This is a genomic window from Spirillospora sp. NBC_01491 (genome assembly GCF_036227065.1).
GTDB lineage: Bacteria > Actinomycetota > Actinomycetes > Streptosporangiales > Streptosporangiaceae > Spirillospora > Spirillospora xylanilytica.
Genome location: NZ_CP109432.1, coordinates 928,933 through 943,761, shown reverse-complemented (window position 1 = coordinate 943,761; position 14,829 = coordinate 928,933). Strand labels below are relative to the sequence as shown.

Genomic DNA, 14,829 nt, shown 5'->3' with positions numbered 1-14,829 from the left:
CGGGCGGGGGCGCGCAGCGGGCGGACGCGGGTGGGCCGAGGTCTGGCCGTCGTCCAGGGCTCAGCGGGAGCCGGTGGCCGCCGGAGTCACCGTCGTGTTCACCGGTGCCGCCGGGGACGTCTTCGGTGCCGCCCGCATGCCGAAGTAGACGTAGGGTGTGCCGTCCGGAAGCGTCCCGAACACCAGGGGCAGCCACGGCGCGCTGACAGGGCCGATGGCCGGCATGGCGAGCACCGTGTCGGACACCGCCACCAGGTCGGTCTCGATCGGCGGTGAGTATTTGGCCATCCCGCCGGTCAGCTCCAAGCGCAGATGCGGCACGCCGTCCCGCTCGCCGATCGTGAGGCGCACGCCCTCGCGTTCATAGGTGCCCGCGAGCGCGCTGACGTCGACCGCCGGCGGTTCCGCGGCGGGAGCGAAGGCGCCGGGCATCCGCACCCCGGCGAGCTCACCGAGCAGCTCCTGGAACAGATCGACGAACAGTTCGGTCGCACCGCCGCCGTTGGTCAGCAGCGCGGCGACGACGCCGCTGCCGGGCACGACACGCAGGTAGGAGAACTGCCCGACCGCGGCGCCGTCGTGACCGTAGCCGGCGACTCCGTCCCAGTCGTACAGCGGCCACCCGTGGCCCCATCCGTCCGCCATGAACGACCAGCCGTCCAGGCAGTCGGCGGCGCGCCGCCGCATCGTCGCCGCCGACTCGGCGGACAGCACGCGGGTGCCGTCGGGCGCGGTACCGCCGTCGAGATGCATCCGCGCGAAGCGGACGACGTCGGCGGCAGTGACCATGACGCGCCCGTACGGCCCGGCCGAGCGCGGCAGCATGTCCCACTCCGGTGCCGGCTCCGGGTCGGTTCCCGGCCCGCCGAGATGGCCCATCGCCACCCGGAACCGCAGCGCCTCCTCCGGCAGGGTCATCGAATGCTCGAGACCGAGCGGCACCAGCAGCCGGTCGCGCAGCGCCTCGTCCCAGGTCTGCCCGGTGACCACCTCAACGATCCGGCCGAGGATCGCATACCCGGTGCTGGAGTAGGAGATGACGGTCCCGGGCGGGCAGTCCTGGCCCACGTTCGCGCACGCCTCCACGTAGCGGGCGAGGCAGTCGTCACCGCGACCGGTGTCGAGGGTGAAGTCCCCGGCGATCCCGCTGGTGTGGCTGAGCAGCCGCCCGATCGTCACGCTCTCGGTGACCTCGTCGTCGGCGACCGCGAAGTCGGGCAGCACGTCGACGACCCTGCTGTCGAGCCGCAGGTCACCGGAGTCGATGAGCTGCATCACCAGCGTCGCCGTGTACACCTTGGCGATCGAACCGGACTGGAACACCGAGTCCGTGGTCACCTCCACGCCGGTCCCTCGGTGCAGCACGCCACTGGCCAGCTCATGGATCGTCCCGCCCGCCAGCACGGCGAGCGCCGCGCCCGGCACGTGATGGACGGCGCGCAGCTCATCGAGCCTGGCCTGCCAGTGGTCGGCGTCGAATGACGGCATGATGACGGGTCCTTCCATACGATGTTCGGTACGCCGCACACTGTACGGACACCATGCGTCGTTCGCAAAGCCGTACACTGTTCGGAAAGGATCGTCGTGAGGAGACCGCATGCCGGCCGACAAGCAGCCCTACCCGTCGGTGTGGGCCCGCCCGCAGCGGCCCCGGCGCGAGCAGCCGCCGCTGGGCCGGGAGCAGATCGTGTCCGCGGCGCTCGGACTGCTGGACGCCGAGGGCATCGACGCCCTGAGCATGCGCAGGCTCGGCGCCCGCCTGAACGCCGGGGCCACCTCGATGTACACGCACGTGGCCAACAAGGACGAACTGATGGAGCTGGTCGTCGACGAGGTCTACGGCGAGGTCGAGGTCCCGGCCGCCGACGATCCGGCGGGCTGGCGCGCGGCCGTCACCCGCTACGCCCACAGCATGCGGGCCATGGTCCTGCGCCACCCCTGGATCGTCTCCGTGCTCGGTGAGGCGGGCGTGGCCTATCTGGGGCCGAACGTGATGCGGCAGAACGAGGCACTCCTCGCCGTGTTCGAGCAGGGCGGCTTCACGCTGGAAGCGGCCGATCGGGCCCTGAACACGGTCATGGCCTACGTCATCGGGGTGTCGACCAGTGAGGCCGCGTGGCTGACCACGCTGGCCCGCAGCGGCCAGAGCGAACAGGAATGGGTCGAGGGGCTCTGGCCGGCCGCCGAGCAGGCGGCACAGGCTTACCCGCGGCTGCGGAAGCTGTACGCCGCCCAGCGGAACCAGGACCGGACCGCCGCCCGCGACGACGAGTTCGACAGCGGACTCGAATGCGTCCTCCACGGTCTGGCCGCCCGTTTCGCCCCCGCAGGGGGCCCGCCCCGCCTCCGTGATCGGGTGGAGACGATCAAGCGCGAGTGACCGTGCCGGGAACGGGGCAGGGTGTGTCGAGAACGGCCCTGGCCTGGAGCGGAGCGCGAGGGGACGGTGACGGCCATGCCGGCGGCGACCATGGGCGAGCCGGAGGTCCCCGGCGTCGCGCGGGTCCGGGTGCCCGAGCGCAGCGTCCGGCACGACCTGCGCGCGGTGAAGATCGTCCTGCACCGGGAACTGATCCGGTTCTGGCGGGACAAGCTGCGGATGGTGTCGGGGCTGATCCAGCCCGTGCTGTGGCTGCTGGTCATGGGCACCGGGCTGTCCAACCTGCTGGCCCGCGGCGGCGGCTCGGACCGCGGCGTCGACCTGAAGACCTTCATCTTCCCCGGCGTGTGCGCGATGTCGGTGATGTTCACCGCGATGTTCTCGGCCGGGTCGATCGTGTGGGACCGCGAGTTCGGGTTCCTGCGTGAGATGCTGGTCGCGCCGGTCAGCCGCAGCGCCATCGTGGTCGGCAAGTGCCTCGGCGGCGCGCTGGTCGCGACGGTGCAGGGCACGGTGATCGTCGCCCTGGCCGGGCTGGCGGGAGTGCCCTACGACCCGCTGCTGCTGCTGGAGCTGCTCGGCCTGATGTTCATCGGGGCGTTCGCGCTCACCGGGTTCGGCGTGATGATGGCCGCGCGGATCACCAGCATGCAGTCGTTCTTCGGCCTGATGCAGATGGCCATGATGCCGATGCTGTTCCTGTCCGGCGCGCTGTATCCGCTGAACGGGCTGCCCGCCTGGCTGGCCGTCCTGACCCGGTTCAACCCGCTGACCTACGCCGTCGACCCGCTGCGGCGCGCGGTCTTCGCCCACCTGGACGTCTCGCCCGCGCTCCAGCGGACGTTCAATCCCGGCGTCACCTGGAACGGCTGGGTGGTCCCGGTATGGCTGGAGATCGTGCTCGTGCTCGCCATGGGGTTCGGGCTGATGGGCGTGGCGATCCTGGAGTTCCGCCGCGTCGACTGACGAGTGCGTTTACTTGTCCTTGGGGAAGTGGTGACACTTTCATGACCGTGGACTTTGGTGAAGATCGGGGCCCCGGCCCGTGCGCGCCCGGATACTGACAGAGCTCTGGAACAGAGCGGAGCCGACCGTATTCGAGGGGTGAGTTCAGGCACGTGAACGCGAACAGGACTGGCCGGCGGAGCGTGGCCGCGGTGGTCACCGGGATCGCCGCGGTGGTCGCCGCGGGGCTCGCCGGGGGACCGCCGCCGGAGGCCGCGGCGGCGGGGAAGGCGAAGGCGGCGCCGCGGACGGTGACGATCACGCGGTTCCTCGGCGAGCGGCGCCTCCCGCACATGATGAAGTTCCAGGGGACGACCGTCGGCGGCCTGTCGGGCATCGACCGCGACCCCCGGACGGGCACCTGGTACTTCGTCTCCGACGACCGGTGGCGCTACGATCCGGCCCGCTACTACACCGGCAGGCTCGACATCGATCCGGCCACCGGCGCGTTCACCGGGGTGCGGCTCAGCGGCGTCACCACGCTCCGGCGGCCGGACGGCACCCCGTACCCGGGCTACGGCAAGCCCGAGTCCGCCGACCCCGAGACGATCCGGTACGACCCGCGCACCCGGCGGGTGCTCTGGGGCAGCGAGGGCGACCGCCCCGACGCGTCCGCCCCGACGATCCCGGTATCGGACATGTCCATCCGGTGGGCGGGCCGGGACGGCGCCTACCGGGGCGCGCTGCCGATCCCCGGCGGCCTCAGGCTGACGGACACCGACAAGGGGCCGCGCCGCAACCTGGGCTTCGAGGCGCTGACGTTCCCGCCCCACGGCATCGCCGCGATGGTGGAGGGCCCGCGCTACGAGGACGGCGAGCCACCGACCGTCCGGCACGGGGGCCCGGCCCGCCTGACCCTGTGGGACCGGGCCGGGCGGGTCCGCGCCCAGTACGCCTACCCCGTCGACCCGGCCCCCGCCGCGCCGGTCCCGGCGAGCGGGTACTCCGACGGGGGCGTCTCGGAGATCCTGGCGGTCGACGATCACCGCTACCTGGCGCTGGAGCGGTTCTGGGCCGAAGGGGTCGGCTACAACGTCAAGCTGTACGAGTTCGACGTGCGCGGCGCCACCAACGTGCTGGCCCGCGACAGCCTGTCGGCCGGCGGCCCGTACCGTGCCGCGCGCAAGCGCCTGGTCGCCGACCTCGGCTCGGTGAGCAGGCCGACGCAGAACCTGGAGAGCCTGAGCTGGGGGCCGCGCCTGCGAGGCGGCCAGTGCAGCCTGGTGGTCGGCTCTGACGACAACTTCGACGCGCAGGAGGTCACCCAGTTCCTGGCGTTCTCCGTCAAGGGCTGCTGACCATCGCGATGAAGCCGAACCATCACGAGGAAGCGGGCAGGCCCCGCGAGGCCGGCTGTCACCGGTCTCGCGGGGCCTGCCCGCGTGGCGGTCTCAGACCGCGAAGTCGAGCAGGGGCTGGGCGTTGCTCGGGTGCCGCAGCTTGGACAGCGACTCCTTCTCGAGCTGCCGGATCCGCTCGCGGGTCAGTCCGAGGGCCTTGCCGATCTCGTCGAGGGTGCGCGGCGTCCCGTCGTACAGCCCGAACCGCATCGCCATGATCTTGGCCTCGCGCGGGGACAGGATGTCCAGCGTGCGGCGCAGCTGCTCGGCCATCAGCTGGCGGTCGACCAGCTCGGCGGCCTCGGGGCTGTCGGTGTCCTCGATCAGGTCGCCGATCCGGGTCTCGCCGTCCTCGCCGATGGTGGAGTCGAGGCTGATCGGCTGCCGGCTGGTGCGCAGCAGCTCGCGGATCTGCTCGGGGCTCCGGTCGAGCTCCACCGCCAGCTCCTCGGGGGTGGGCTCGCGGCCGAACCGCTGGTGCATGTCGCGCTCGACGCGGCTCAGCTTGCTGAGCATCTCCAGCACGTGCACGGGCAGCCGGATGGTGCGGGCCGAGTCGGCGAAGCCGCGCTGGATGGCCTGCCGGATCCACCACATCGCGTAGGTGGAGAACTTGTAGCCCTTGGAGTAGTCGAACTTCTCCACGGCGCGGATCAGGCCGAGGTTGCCCTCCTGGACGACGTCCAGCAGCGACAGTCCCCGGTCGGAGTACTTCTTGGCGACCGAGACCACCAGGCGGAGGTTGGCCTCCAGCATGTGGGACTTGGCGAGCCGCCCGTCGGCGGCGACCCATTCGAGGTCGGCGCGGCGGCGGGGGCTCGGCGACTCGGTCTCCAGCTTGTGCTCGGCGTACAGGCCGGCCTCGATGCGCTTGGCGAGGTCGACCTCCTGCTCGGCGGTGAGGAGCTGGCGGCGGCCGATCGCCTTGAGGTAGGTGTGCACCGAGTCGCCCATGGTGGTCGACTGGTCGTCCAGGTCGGCGGGCGGCTCGGCCTCGACCTCGGTGACCTCGAACGAGCCCTCGTCGTCGGAACCGGCCGCGGGGGAGGCAGGGGAGTCAGGGGAGTCGGGGGAGGCGGGCCGGGCCGCGGCCGACTGCCCGGCCGTCTTGCCGGACGGCTTCTTGGCGGGGGTCTTCTTCGCGTCGGCGGGGGCCTTCTTGGCGGCGCGCTTCTTCGCGCCGGCCTTGCTGGTGCCGGGGTCGTCCTCGCTGGCGAGGCTGACGCCGGCCTCGGAGAGTTCGCGCAGCATCGAGCGGCCCTGCGCCGGGCTGATGCCGGCGGCCTCGAAGGCCTTGCGCACCTCGTCGAGCGAGAGGCGTCCCTGCTGCCGGCCACGCTCCAGGAGGTCGCCGAGGGCAGGGCCCGCGGGCTCCGTGAGCGGGGTCTCTATGGCGGTTCGTGGCATGCGGACACCCCTCTCCCTTCGTGGTCTGAGTGCGACGCGGAGGCGGTATCGCTGATAGCGCTCGCACTTATCCGAACGTCGCGCGGGCGGCCTGTTGTTCCCGGCCCTCCACGTCAAGCGTCTCACAGCGCGGCGCGGTGAGCGGCCCGGTCCGCGCAGGGCGGTGCGGGACAGGGGCTCTCGCCATTTCCGGACGAATCTACCTTACTGCGTAAAGACGCCGGGCCGGTCGCGCATCCCCTGTCACATCCCGTCACCCTGCGACACCGCCTCGCCCCGAGGGCCCGCCTCCCTCCGGAGAGCCGGTGTCCGGAGGGAGCTGCCGGAGCGTCCCCCCGTATCTGGCGATCACGCGCTCGCGCAGCTCGGGGTCGTCGCGGGGGACCGGCTCCAGGAACACCTCGTCCACCTCCTGGTGCGCCTCCCGCAGCCCGTGCGCCATCCGCACGCAGGCCCGCTCGACGTCGCCGGAGGTCAGCGCCTCGCGGAAGTCCAGGCGGGCGCAGACCAGCACGCGGTCCGCGCCGAGCGTCATCGTCACGATGTCGACCACCCACTCGACCTCGGGGGCGGCGCCGAGGCGCTCGCGGACGTCGGCCACCAGCCGGGGGTCGGCCTGGTTGCCGATCAGCAGGTTGAGGTTGATCCGGCCGAGGATCAGCGCGACCGCGGTGAGCAGCACGCCGATGAGCATCGAGCCGGCGGCGTCCCAGAGGGGCGAGCCGGTGAGCTGGTGCAGGCCGAGGCCGGCGAAGGCCAGCAGCAGCCCGAGCAGCGCCGCGGAGTCCTCCAGGAGCACGCTGACCGCGGTCGGCTCGTCGGTCCGCCGGATGTGGGCGAGCAGCGGCAGCCCGTCGTCGCGGGCCGCGGCCCGCACCTGCCGCACCGCCTGCCGCCAGGAGATGCCCTCCAGGACGAACGACACCGCCAGCACGATGTAGCCGATCAGCGGATCGGCCTCCCCGCCCGAGTGCCCGGTGAAGGTCTGGACGCCCTGGTAGAAGGCGAACAGCGCGCCCATCCCGAAGATCGCCACGGCGACGAGCAGCGTCCAGATGTAGCGCTCCTTGCCGTACCCGAGCGGATGCCTGCGGTCGGCGGGCCGGCCGCTGCGGTGCAGCCCCACCAGCAGCAGCACCTCGTTGAAGGTGTCGGCGACCGAGTGCGCGGCCTCGGCGGCCATCGACGCGGAGCCGGTGAGCACCGCGGCGACGATCTTCGCCACTGCGATCCCCAGGTTGGCGGCGAGCGCGAGCACCACCGTCAGCGTGCTCTCCGGCGGTTGCTCCGCTGCCATCGGTCCCCCTCGGTGATCTCCTGTCCGGGGCCCTACCCGGTGATCGCGGCGGGGCAACCGCGACGGGGGGCAGGGGCCGGCGGAGGTCAGGCGTGGCGGAGCAGGGCCCGGTCGGGCTTGCCGGACGGGAGCAGCGGGATCGCCTCGACCAGCTCCAGCTCGTGCGGGGCCGCGTGCACCGGCATGGTCTCGCGGACCCAGGCGCGGAGCTCGGCGAGGGCGGGGGCGTCGGCGGCGGGGACGACGACGGCGGTGACGCGCTCGCCCCACTCGGGGTCGGGGCGGCCGACCACGACCACGTCCCGGACCTTGTGGTGGCGCGACAGCGCCGTGGCGACCTCGCCCGCGACGACCTTCTCGCCGCCGGTGTTGATCACGTCGTCGATCCGGCCGCGCACCCGGAGGCGGCCGTCCTCGACGGTGCCGAGGTCCGGTGTGACGAACCACTCACCGTCGCGGACGGCGGCGGTGAGGGCGGCGCGCCGCCGGTACCCGGTGAACAGGACCTCGCCCGCCAGCCGGATCCGGCCGTCATCGCCGACGGCGGCGCGGACGCCGTCAAGGGGGACGCCGTCGTAGACGCAGCCGCCGCTGGTCTCGCTCATGCCGTAGGTGGTGAAGACCCGGGCGCCCCGGCCGCGCGCCTCAGCGAGGAGGCCGGGGGAGGCGGCGGCGCCCCCGAGGATGATCGCGCCCAGGGCGCCGAGGTCGGTCCCGGCGTCCAGCAGCCGCCTGAGCTGGGTGGGGACCATCGCGATGTGCACGTCGCCGGCGGCCTCGACGGACGCGGGGTCGAAGCGGGGGTGGATCACCGGCGCGGCGCCGCCGAGCAGGGCGCGGGCGAGCACCAGGATCCCGGAGATGTGGCTGGTCGGCACGCAGCAGAGCCAGCGGTCGCCGGGCCCCGCGCCGATCCGGGCCAGCGTGGCGGTGGCGGAGTGGAGTACGGCGGTCGCGGACAGCTCGACGATCTTGGGTGTGCCGGTGGAGCCCGAGGTGGCGATGAGCACCGCGGTGCCCGGAGCGGCGGGAGCCCCCGGATCGGCCGGCGTCGCGGGATCGGCCGGCGTCGTGGAGGCGGTCGGCGTCGCGGGGTCGGCCGCCCGGTAGGGCTGGACGCCGTCCTCGGTCTCGACCGCGTGCGGCGCCAGGGTGCCGAGGAGCCCGCGGAGCGCGGGCGCGGGCAGGTCGGGGGAGAGCGGGCAGATGGCGGGGCCGCTGCCGTCGAGGGCGGCGGTGAGGGCCCCGTACAGGCGGGGCCCCGGCGGGAGCACGACGGCGTGCAGGCGGCGTTCCATGTCGCGATCAGCCTAGACGACCCCGCTGAACACGTTCGAATCGGTGAGGCGGTTGAATGGGGGCCGGCGACGCGCACAGGGCCGGCGCCGGGCGGGCTGAGAGGGGAGCACATGGTCTCGGAGCTGTTCGACGCGGGCGCGTGGAAAGAGGTCGAGGGCTTCGGTTTCACCGACATCACCTACCACCGGGCGGTGGACCAGGGGACGGTGCGCATCGCGTTCGACCGTCCGGAGATCCGCAACGCGTTCCGGCCGCGCACGGTCGACGAGCTGTACCGGGCGCTCGACCACGCCCGGATGTCCAGCGACGTCGGGTGCGTGCTGCTGACCGGGAACGGGCCGTCCCCGCGGGACGGTGGCTGGGCCTTCTGCTCGGGCGGCGACCAGCGGATCCGCGGCAGGGACGGCTACCGGTACGCCGAGGGCGAGACGGCCGAGTCGATCGACCCGGCGCGGGCCGGGCGGCTGCACATCCTGGAGGTGCAGCGGCTGATCCGGATGATGGGCAAGGTCGTCATCTGCGTGGTGCCGGGCTGGGCCGCCGGCGGCGGGCACAGCCTGCACGTGGTCTGCGACCTGACCCTGGCGAGCCGCGAGCACGGCCGGTTCAAGCAGACCGACGCCGACGTGGCGAGCTTCGACGGCGGGTTCGGGTCGGCCTACCTGGCCCGCCAGGTGGGGCAGAAGTTCGCCCGGGAGATCTTCTTCCTGGGCGACACCTACGACGCCGAGGCCGCGCACCGGATGGGCATGGTGAACGCGGTCGTCCCGCATGCCGAACTCGAGGCCACCGCGCTCGAATGGGCCCGTAAGGTCAACGGGAAGAGCCCCACCGCGCAGCGGATGCTGAAGTACTCGTTCAACCTCATCGACGACGGGCTGGTCGGGCAGCAGGTGTTCGCCGGCGAGGCGACGCGGCTGGCCTACGGCACCGGTGAGGCGGTCGAGGGGCGGGACTCGTTCCTGGAGAAGCGCGAGCCCGACTGGTCGCCTTACCCGTGGTATTACTGACGTTCGAATTGCATGGTTGGGGGGTCGAACGGGTGCGGGTCTACTCCATCCCGATGCGGACGCGGTTCCGCGGTATCACGCAGCGGGAGGGTGTGCTCATCCAGGGCCCGGCCGGCTGGGGGGAGTTCTCCCCGTTCGCCGAGTACGGCCCGGCCGAGTGCGCGCGCTGGCTGGCCGCGGCCCGTGAGGCCGCCTGTGACGGGTGGCCCGCGCCGGTGCGCGACCGGGTCCCGGTGAACGTGACGATCCCGGCGGTCGGGCCCGAGCGGGCGTTCACGATGACCCGGGCGTCGGGCTGCCGCACCGCGAAGGTCAAGGTCGCCGAGCGCGGCCAGTGCGACGCCGACGACCTGGCGCGGGTGGAGGCCGTCCGCGACGCGATCGGCCCCGGCGGCCAGGTCCGCGTCGACGTCAACGGCGGCTGGGACGTCGAGCACGCGGCCCGGATGATCCGCGCGCTCGACCGGTTCGGCCTGGAGTACGTCGAGCAGCCGTGCGCGACGCTGGAGGAGCTGGCGCTGGTGCGGCGGCGGGTCGACGTGCCGGTCGCGGCCGATGAGTCGATCCGCCGGGCCGAGGACCCGCTGAAGGTCCGCGCGGCGGGCGCCGCCGACATCGCGGTGCTGAAGGTGCAGCCGCTCGGCGGGGTCCGGGCGGCGCTGCGGGTGGCCGAGGCGTGCGCGCTGCCGGTGGTGGTGTCGAGCGCGGTCGAGACGTCGGTGGGGCTGGCGGCCGGGCTGGCGCTGGCCGCCGCCCTGCCCGACCTGCCCTATGCGTGCGGGCTGGGCACGCTGTCGCTGCTGGACGGCGACGTCGTGGCCGATCCGCTGGCGCCGGTCGGCGGCGAGATCGCGGTGCGGCGCCCCGAGGTCGACGAGGGCGCGCTGCGCCGCTGCGAGGTCGACGACGAGGGCTGGCGGCGCCGGGTCGCCGAGGCCGGGGCCCACCTGGACGGGGCGCCGCTGCCCGGGGGCGTGGGCCGATGAACCCGGCCACCGCGCTGGCCACCGTGATGGTGGACGAGCTGCTGCGCTGCGGGATGACCGACGCCGTGCTGGCCCCGGGATCGCGCTCGGCGGCGCTCGCGCTGGCGCTGCACGCCGCGGCCGAGGACGGCCGGGTCCGCCTGCACGTGCGGATCGACGAGCGTTCGGCGGCGTTCCTCGGGCTGGGCCTGGCCAAGCGGTCGGCCCGTCCGGTGGCGCTGGTCTGCACCTCGGGGACGGCCGCGGCCAACTTCCATCCGGCGGTGATCGAGGCGCACGAGTCGGGGGTGCCGCTGATCGTGATCACCGCGGACCGGCCGCCGGAGCTGCGTCAGACCGGCGCGAACCAGACGATCGACCAGGTCAGGCTGTATGGGTCGGCGGCGCGGTGGAGCACCGAGGTCGGCGTCCCGGAGAACCGTCCGGGCATGGTCGCCTACTGGCGGTCGCTGATGAGCCGGGCGTGGGGGCGGTCGCTGGCGCCGGCGCCCGGTCCGGTGCACGTCAACGCCGCGTTCCGCGAGCCGCTGGTCCCCGACGGCGACGAGAACTGGTGCGAGCCGCTGGGCGGCGACGCGACGGGCGCCTGGACGAAGGTGCGGAACGCGACGCCGGGGTCGGTGCTGCACGTCCCGCCGACGCGGCGCGGGGTGCTGGTGGTGGGCGACGGCGCGGTCAACGTCAAGCGGTACGTGGCGGCGGCGTCGATGGCGGGCTGGCCGGTGCTGGCGGAGCCGAGCGGCAACGCCCGGTACGGCGACCACGCGCTGTCCTCGCACCACTTCCTGCTCGGGGTCCCCGAGTTCGTCGAGCGGCACCGTCCCGAGGTCGTGGTGACCCTGGGCAAGCCGGGGCTGTCGCGCCCGCTGCTGTCGCTGCTGCGCCGGGCCGAGGAGCACATCGTGCTGGCGCCGGATCTGGCGCACTGGCCCGATCCGGTTCGGTCGGCGACGCAGGTGGCTCAGGACGTGGAGATCCCGGTGGTGTCGGGCGACGACGCGTGGCTGAAGTCGTGGCGGTCGGCGGATGTGGCCGCCGCGGCGGCGGTTGACGCGGTGCTGGACGCGGTCGCCGAGGTCAGCGAGCCGCGGTTGGCGCGCGACCTGGTGTCGGTGCTGCCGGGCGGTTCGCTGCTGTTCAGCGCGGCGAGCATGCCGATCCGCGACCTCGACCAGGTGATGCGGCCGCGGCGCGGCATCCGGATCATGGCGAACCGGGGGGCCAGCGGGATCGACGGGCTGGTGTCGACGGCGATGGGCGCGGCGCTGGCGCACAGCGGCCGGTCGTACGCGCTGCTGGGCGATCTGGCGTTCCTGCACGATCAGAACGGGCTGGTCCTCGGGCCGCAGGAGCGCCGCCCCGATCTGGCCATCGTGGTGGTCAACAACCGGGGCGGCGGGATCTTCTCGCTGCTTCCGCAGGCGGCGCTGCCGGGCCCGTTCGAGCGGGTGTTCGGCACCCCGCACCAGGTCGACCTGGAGCTGCTGGCGAACGCGCACGGGGTGCCGTACCGGCGGCTGGAGGCCGCGGCCGACCTGCCGAAGGTGATCGCGGGGGAGGGGCTGCGGATCGTGGAGGCCCGGACCGACCGCGACGCCAACGCGGTGCTGCACGCCGAGATGCGCAAGGCCGCGCACCGGGCCGTCCGGGAGCTGCCGGCCGTCCAGTGAGCCCCACGCCGCTCCACCGGGGCGGGGGAGGGGCGCCGAGCGGGTGGCCCCTCCACCTCACCGGGGGAGCGGGGGCTCACATCGGCGGAGGCGTCGACCGCGGGGAACCGGTGGCCAAGTTCTCGACGCTTCGGAGCCGGACATGATCGCGCAGGCCGGCGGCGTGGTCGGCCCGGTCCTGATCAATTGAATAATAAACTTACAACGTAAAGGCCCGGGGCTTGGGACAATCCCAAGCCCCGGGAAACAGCAAAGACCAAACCCTCCCCGACCGACGAGCGAGAATCGCGGGGCGGGGAGGGTCAGCCGATGAGCCGTTCGCGGATGGCATCGGTGTCCTCGTCGGTCCAGCCGTTGGAGGCGAGCCAGGTCATCGGACCGCCGTGCCGCTCGTCCATCCGGGCGAAGAACTTCTCCATGATGGAGGCGTGCGGCCGGTGGCTGTCGGCGGGCCGCGAGTCCAGGTCGGCGGCGTAGGTGTCGCTGGACCGCAGCCGCCGGAGGATCGCCTCGAGCCGGTCCCCGGTCTGGGCGTAGTCGGCCACGATGGCCTCCCGGGTCACCCCGGACGCCTCCAGTGCCAGCGCGCACACGACCCCGGTGCGGTCCTTGCCGGCGGCGCAGTGCACCAGGGACGCGCCGTCGGTGCGGGTCATCACGCGCAGGGCCGCCACCACCGAGTCGGGGCGTTCTTCCAGGTAGCCGAGGTAGTGGCCGGTCGAGCGATCGTGCTCGGGGCCGGCGGCGTTCTGCCAGGGCAGCACCTTGTCGGCGTCCACGCCCGCGGCGACGGGCTCCTTGGGGTTGTCGGCGGCGACATCGGTGTGCCGGCCGCCTTCGGTGAACAGCGAGAGGTGGTGCAGGGTGATGGTGGGGATGCGGGCCAGCGGGCCGGGCCCCTCGAGCTCGACCTCGGCGTCGCTGCGCAGGTCGATGACGTTCTTCAGCTCGTAGTCGTCGAGGAGCAGCCGCACGTCGGCGACCGTGAGGTCTTGTAGGTTGTCCGAGCGCAGCACCCGCCCGCGCCGCGTCGCCCGGCCGTCGGCCGTGGGGAGCCCGCCGAGGTCGCGGACATTGACCGCGCCGTCCAGATCGATCCAACGACTGCGTTCGCTCATGGCTTATGACCCTATATGGCGTACATGATCCGTCCTGGACGCAGGGTCCCCCGTAGGACGGAAGTGCCTGATGGGGAGAAATGGGTAAGTGGGACGGCGGGCCCTTACCAGTTTTCCCGGGACGGGGGCGTCGGCCGTTGGGACGACGACGACCGGCCGGGTCTGAGACCTGCGAGCCAGACCGGGGTTGGCTCCGCAGCGTGGCGCCCTCCGGGACCGCGGCTCATAGCCTTGAGGCAACGCGATCCCGCCCAGAAACGGAGGCTCCATGCCCGCCACTCTCGATGCCCCGCCCGTCCGGGCGGCCGGTAGTGACTTCGCCCCGCTGGCGCGGCAGGTCCGTGCCAGCGGGCTGCTCGACCGGCGCATCGGCTACTACGTGCGGGCGATCGGGTTGAACCTGGGCGCCACCGCGGCGGCCTGGGCGGCGGTCGCGTGGGCGGGCGGGTCGTGGTGGGTGGTGCTGCTCGCGGTGCCGCTGGCGCTGCTGTCGGGGCGGACGGCCTTCCTCGGGCATGACGCGGGGCATCGTCAGATCGCCGGTTCGGCCAAGGCCAACCGGCTGCTCGGGCTGCTGGTCGGCAACCTGATGCTGGGCATGGGCCACGGCTGGTGGACCGACAAGCACAACCGGCATCACGCCAACCCCAACCATGTCGGCAAGGACCCGGACGTCGGTGAGGGCGTCCTGGTGTGGACGCAGGAGCAGGCCGAGAAGGCCCGCGGCCGGGGCGTGTTCGCCTGGATCGGCCGGCACCAGGCCCGGCTGTTCTTCCCGCTGCTGCTCCTGGAGGGGCTGAACCTCCAGGTCAACAGCGTCCTCTACCTGCGCGGCCGGTCGGTCCGGGACAAGCTGGTGGAGGGCGGGCTGTTCGCCCTTCACGCGGCCGGCTACCTCGCGCTGGTGTTCACGCTGCTGTCGCCGGGCAAGGCGGTCGTGCTGATCCTGCTGCACCAGGGGCTGTTCGGGGTGCACCTCGGGTCGGTGTTCGCGCCCAACCACAAGGGCATGGTCATGCCGGAGCCGGGCGCGAAGCTGGGGCATCTCCAGCGGCAGGTCCTGACGTCGCGGAACGTCCGGGGCGGCCTGGCCGTCGACTGGTTCACCGGCGGCCTCAACTACCAGATCGAGCACCACCTGTTCCCGAGCATTCCCCGGCCGAACCTGCGCAAGGTCAGGCCGCTGGTCCGCGAGCACTGCGCGGCGGTGGGGCTGCCGTACGCCGAGACCGGGCTGATCGACTCGTACCGGCAGGCGCTGGCGCACATGCACGAGGTGGGCGAGCCGCTGCGCGGATGATCGGCGGACCGTCCGGG

At 73.0% G+C, this 14,829-nt stretch carries 12 protein-coding genes; 7 read left to right on the top strand and 5 right to left on the bottom strand.

All coding sequences use genetic code 11. From position 1 onward, the window contains the following. Window positions 1-60: 60 nt before the first annotated feature. Window positions 61-1,488, bottom strand: coding sequence for a serine hydrolase domain-containing protein (locus OHA34_RS04590; RefSeq protein WP_329520807.1), 1,428 nt, complete (start codon window positions 1,486-1,488; stop codon window positions 61-63). 109 nt (window positions 1,489-1,597) lie between these two features. Here OHA34_RS04590 and OHA34_RS04585 point away from each other — a divergent pair, with 109 nt between their 5' ends. From OHA34_RS04585 to OHA34_RS04575, 3 genes are all read left to right on the top strand, one after another. Beyond that, a complete protein-coding gene (locus tag OHA34_RS04585; RefSeq protein WP_329520806.1) occupies window positions 1,598-2,380 on the top strand; it encodes a TetR/AcrR family transcriptional regulator in 783 nt (260 codons plus the stop codon). Between the two features lie 75 nt (window positions 2,381-2,455). Next, complete coding sequence (locus tag OHA34_RS04580; protein ID WP_329520805.1) at window positions 2,456-3,346, top strand: ABC transporter permease; 891 nt, start codon at window positions 2,456-2,458, stop codon at window positions 3,344-3,346. Between the two features lie 152 nt (window positions 3,347-3,498). Next, window positions 3,499-4,683: an esterase-like activity of phytase family protein gene (locus tag OHA34_RS04575; RefSeq protein ID WP_329520804.1), complete on the top strand. Its 1,185-nt coding sequence runs from the start codon at window positions 3,499-3,501 to the stop codon at window positions 4,681-4,683. A gap of 93 nt (window positions 4,684-4,776) precedes the next feature. Here OHA34_RS04575 and OHA34_RS04570 read toward each other — a convergent pair whose 3' ends face one another. From OHA34_RS04570 to OHA34_RS04560, 3 genes are all read right to left on the bottom strand, one after another. Beyond that, window positions 4,777-6,132, bottom strand: a complete 1,356-nt coding sequence (locus OHA34_RS04570; RefSeq protein ID WP_285943108.1) for an RNA polymerase sigma factor — start codon at window positions 6,130-6,132, stop codon at window positions 4,777-4,779. Between the two features lie 253 nt (window positions 6,133-6,385). After that, a complete protein-coding gene (locus OHA34_RS04565; RefSeq protein WP_285943110.1) occupies window positions 6,386-7,429 on the bottom strand; it encodes a cation diffusion facilitator family transporter in 1,044 nt (347 codons plus the stop codon). 86 nt (window positions 7,430-7,515) lie between these two features. Then, window positions 7,516-8,727, bottom strand: coding sequence for an AMP-binding protein (locus tag OHA34_RS04560; protein WP_329520803.1), 1,212 nt, complete (start codon window positions 8,725-8,727; stop codon window positions 7,516-7,518). A gap of 111 nt (window positions 8,728-8,838) precedes the next feature. On the opposite strand from OHA34_RS04560, the gene OHA34_RS04555 reads away from it, so the two are divergent. Genes OHA34_RS04555 through menD form a run of 3 tightly spaced genes read left to right on the top strand, consistent with a single transcriptional unit; the run spans window position 8,839 to window position 12,394 of the window. After that, window positions 8,839-9,738, top strand: a complete 900-nt coding sequence (locus OHA34_RS04555) for a 1,4-dihydroxy-2-naphthoyl-CoA synthase (RefSeq protein ID WP_285943114.1) — start codon at window positions 8,839-8,841, stop codon at window positions 9,736-9,738. A 32-nt stretch (window positions 9,739-9,770) separates the two neighbouring features. Beyond that, window positions 9,771-10,724, top strand: a complete 954-nt coding sequence (locus OHA34_RS04550) for an o-succinylbenzoate synthase (protein ID WP_285943116.1) — start codon at window positions 9,771-9,773, stop codon at window positions 10,722-10,724. Then, entirely contained in the window at window positions 10,721-12,394 is a 1,674-nt protein-coding gene (gene menD / locus OHA34_RS04545) for a 2-succinyl-5-enolpyruvyl-6-hydroxy-3-cyclohexene-1-carboxylic-acid synthase (RefSeq protein WP_285943117.1), read from the top strand. Before OHA34_RS04550 ends, menD begins: the two co-directional genes overlap by 4 nt. A gap of 302 nt (window positions 12,395-12,696) precedes the next feature. Here menD and OHA34_RS04540 read toward each other — a convergent pair whose 3' ends face one another. Beyond that, entirely contained in the window at window positions 12,697-13,512 is an 816-nt protein-coding gene (locus tag OHA34_RS04540; RefSeq protein ID WP_285943119.1) for a tyrosine-protein phosphatase, read from the bottom strand. Window positions 13,513-13,780: 268 nt separating this feature from the next. Between OHA34_RS04540 and OHA34_RS04535 the strand changes: the two genes are divergently transcribed. Continuing rightward, window positions 13,781-14,812: a fatty acid desaturase family protein gene (locus OHA34_RS04535; protein ID WP_285943121.1), complete on the top strand. Its 1,032-nt coding sequence runs from the start codon at window positions 13,781-13,783 to the stop codon at window positions 14,810-14,812. Window positions 14,813-14,829 lie beyond the last annotated feature (17 nt).